This is a genomic window from Saccharopolyspora sp. 6M, assembly GCF_020176775.1.
GTDB classification, from domain to species: Bacteria; Actinomycetota; Actinomycetes; order Mycobacteriales; family Pseudonocardiaceae; genus Saccharopolyspora_C; species Saccharopolyspora_C gregorii.
On the sequence record NZ_JAIUJZ010000171.1, the window covers coordinates 1 to 3337 of the forward strand.

Consider the following 3337-nt stretch of genomic DNA (forward strand, 5'->3'; position numbering starts at 1 on the left):
CCCGCCCCGCCCCCCGCCCGCGCCCGCGCGCCCCCCCCCGCCCCCCCCCCCCCCCCCCCCCCCCCCCCCCCCCCCCCCCCCCCCCCCCCCCCCCCCCCCCCCCCCCCCGCCCGGGTCACATCAGTTCCAGCAGGAACGGAACCTCCTGCGGCGCGTACCAGGACAGCTCGTGGTCCTCGGCCTCGCCCAGCACGAACTCCGCGTCCGGGTCCCCCAGGTCCGCCGAGTCGATCACGCCGGCGGCGGCGCGCACCGCGTCCTCCGCGTCCGGCGAGTCCACGTGCACGGCCGCGACCTTCTTCCACGGCACCGGCCCGGACAGCCGCACCACCGCGTGGTCCAGGTCCGGGCGCAGCGCCACGTCCTCGACGTCGGCGGAGATCACCACCCGGCGCAGGTCCGCCTTCTCGTCCTCCGCGAGCTCGCTCGCGATCAGCCGCAACGAGGCCCGCGCGGCCTCGCGCATCGCGGCGTACTCCAGCTCCTCGGTGTCCCCCGCCGCGTACGACTCCCGCAGCGCGGGCGTCAACGCGAAACCGGTGCCGCTGAGCGGCTGGATCTGCTGGTCCTCCACCAGGCCGCGCGTCATGCGCACCGTGGCGGGCAGGTAAACCCTCATCCGTCGACCGTCCCGATCATCTCTTCCACTGACTCCCCGATCATGGCCGCGAGCACGTCCACATCGGACATGGCGTCCCGGTCCCCGTTCAGGCCGAAGTACACCCCTCCGTCGTAGGAGGTCACCCCGATCGCCAGCGACTGGTTCTTCGCCAGCGGCACCACCGGGAACATCTCCGTCATCTTCGCGCCCGCCGCGTACAGCGGTACCTGCGGGCCCGGCACGTTCGTCACCAGCACGTTGAACAACCGGTCCGAGAAGCCGTTGGCCACCCGCGCCCCCAACGCGTGCAGCGTCGGCGGGGCGAAACCGGACACGCCCACCAAGGCCTCCGCCGCCACCGAGCGGCCCGATTCGGCGTGCGCCCGCAACGCGTGGCTGATGTGGTGCAGCCGCAGCACCGGGCTCGGCTCCCCCACCGGCAAGTCCACCAGGTAGGCCGCCACCCGGTTGCCGTCCGCCCCGGAAACCTCGTCGGCGCCACCGGAATCCGCACCGCGCACCGACACCGGCACCATCGCGCGCAGCGTCGTCGAACCCGACACGACCTCGCCCCGGGACAGCAGCCAGTTCCGCAGCGCCCCCGCCACCACCGCCAGCACCACGTCGTTCACCGTGCCACCGTGCGACTGCCGGACCGCGCGGAAGTCGTCCAGCTTCGCCCTGGCCACCGCGAAGCGGCGTTGCGTCGACGTCGGCCCGTTCAGCGGCCCGCCCGGGGTGGGCACCGCCGCGGCCCGCACCGCCGAGGCGAGACCGCCGAGCGCCCCGGTCACCTTCCGCACCGTCGCCGCCACGTCCCCGACCGCCGAGCGGGCGTTCTCCACCACCTCGCCCGGACGCTGCACCGCCTCCGTCACCGCCTCCAGCACCAGCTGCGCGGGGCTCGGCTCCGGCCGCGGCATCCACAGGTCCTCGACCTCCTGCCGCTCCGGGGACGTCGACCGATCGAAGATCACCTGCCCGATGTCGAGCGCGCCGATCCCGTCCACCATCGCCTGGTGCGTCTTGGTGATCACCGCGACCCGGCTTCGGGACAAGCCCTCCACCAGGTACAACTCCCACAACGGGCGCTCCGGGTCCAGCTTGCGGGACATCAACCGGGCCACCAGCTCGTGCAGCTGCTCGTCCTTGCCCGGTTTCGGCAACGCGGACCGGCGCACGTGGTAGGTGATGTCGAAGTCCTGGTCGTCCACCCACACCGGGCGCGCCAGCTTCCCCGGCAACTGCCGCACCTTCTGCCGGTACCGCGGCACCATCGCCAGCCTGCGATCGATCATCGAGAGCACGTGGTCGTACTCGAACCCGCTGCGCGGCCTGCGGAACACCGCCACCCCACCCACGTGCATCGGCGTCGTGTGGTCCTCCAGGTACAGGAACGAGGCGTCGAGTGCGGAGAGGCGATCGGGCATGCCCGCGATACTGGCACACCATCGGCCTGCTCAGAGCGGTCGCGTCGCCTCGTGTGACACTGGACCGCGTGACCAGCACTACCTCACCCAAAGATCGGTTCGTCACCGTCTACGGCCGGAAACCGGTCCTGGAGGCGCTGTCCGACCTGGACCTGCGCGTCGACAAGGTGATCATCGCCGAGGGCATCGGCGGCCCCGCGATCAACGAGATCAAGGAAGCCGCCGCCGACCGCGCGGTGAAGGTGCAGCGCGCCAGCGCGCACCGGGTGAAGGTCCTCGCCGGCAACGGGCGGCACGACCAGGGCGTGCTCGCCGACGTGGTGGCGCGGAAGATGCGCCCGCTGGTCGACGCCCTCGACGACCCGGCCACCGCCCCGCGGCAGGTCCTGCTGCTGGACGGGCTCACCACGCCCGCGAACGTCGGCATGATCCTGCGGACCGCCACGGCCGCGGGCATCGACGGCATCATCGTTCCGCACCGCGGTGTCGCCGGGCTGGACCCGCTCGTCATCAAGGCCTCCGCCGGCGTCGCCTTCCACGCGCCGGTGCTGCGCTGCACCACCGCCGGGGATGCCGCCGAGATGCTCACCGACGCCGGCTATCCGCTGTACGCGCTGGAGGCCACCGGGGCGGAGAGCATCTTCGAAGCCGACTTCGGTTCTCGGGCCGCGTTCGTGCTCGGCAGCGAAACGGCGGGGCTCTCCGAAGAGGTCGGTACCCGCATCGCGCAGCGGCTCGCCATCCCGATGCGGGGTGGTGTCGAATCGTTGAACGTGGCCAGCGCGGCCGCGGTGCTCTGCTTCGAGCTGCTGCGGCGGCGCGGGGGCTGAGCTGCGGTTCTCCGCTTCGTCCTGGTGAAGCCCCGGTGCTGCGGCACGGCACCGGGGCTTTTTCCTGCTCGTTGTTCAAGTGCGGCTATTAGCAGTGAATGCGGCCTGGAGGCGCGTCGTTCGAGCCGGCCGCTTCGTCGGTGCGTGGGAATGTCCGCTGGCGCGCGGGGGCGACTTCGCCGGCGGGGCGAGGTTCAGCGCACGTTCGGCCGTTCGCCTGGGAGGGACGTCGTCGAAGATGCGAACGGGAGGCGTTGCGGCCTGCAAGCGGGACAAAGGGGCCGGTAGCCAGAGGGTGGCGTCATGCCATCGTCGAAGACCAGGCCCCACAACCCGCACCCCAACGCCCCACCCGCTGGACCCGGTGCCGAGGTCCTGCCAAGGAACACAAAAAAAGGGGGGCCGGTCCCCAGGCAGTGGCCTTCAAGCCACTCCCTGGGGACCAGGCCCCCATCATCGTCTTCACCCCAGCCCCT

Annotated in this window: 3 protein-coding genes; 1 reads left to right on the plus strand and 2 read right to left on the minus strand. The window is 72.2% G+C overall.

The features are described from left to right. Positions 1 to 115 precede the first annotated feature (115 nt). Positions 116 to 619 (minus strand): hypothetical protein, encoded by a 504-nt coding sequence (locus tag LCD31_RS21175; protein WP_224960506.1) that lies wholly within the window; start codon positions 617 to 619, stop codon positions 116 to 118. Further along, positions 616 to 2031, minus strand: coding sequence for a wax ester/triacylglycerol synthase family O-acyltransferase (locus tag LCD31_RS21180; RefSeq protein WP_224960507.1), 1416 nt, complete (start codon positions 2029 to 2031; stop codon positions 616 to 618). The genes LCD31_RS21175 and LCD31_RS21180 overlap by 4 nt, the downstream gene beginning before the upstream one ends. Positions 2032 to 2099: 68 nt before the next feature. Here LCD31_RS21180 and LCD31_RS21185 point away from each other — a divergent pair, with 68 nt between their 5' ends. Continuing rightward, positions 2100 to 2861 (plus strand): RNA methyltransferase, encoded by a 762-nt coding sequence (locus LCD31_RS21185; RefSeq protein ID WP_224960508.1) that lies wholly within the window; start codon positions 2100 to 2102, stop codon positions 2859 to 2861. The last annotated feature ends 476 nt before the right edge of the window (positions 2862 to 3337 follow it).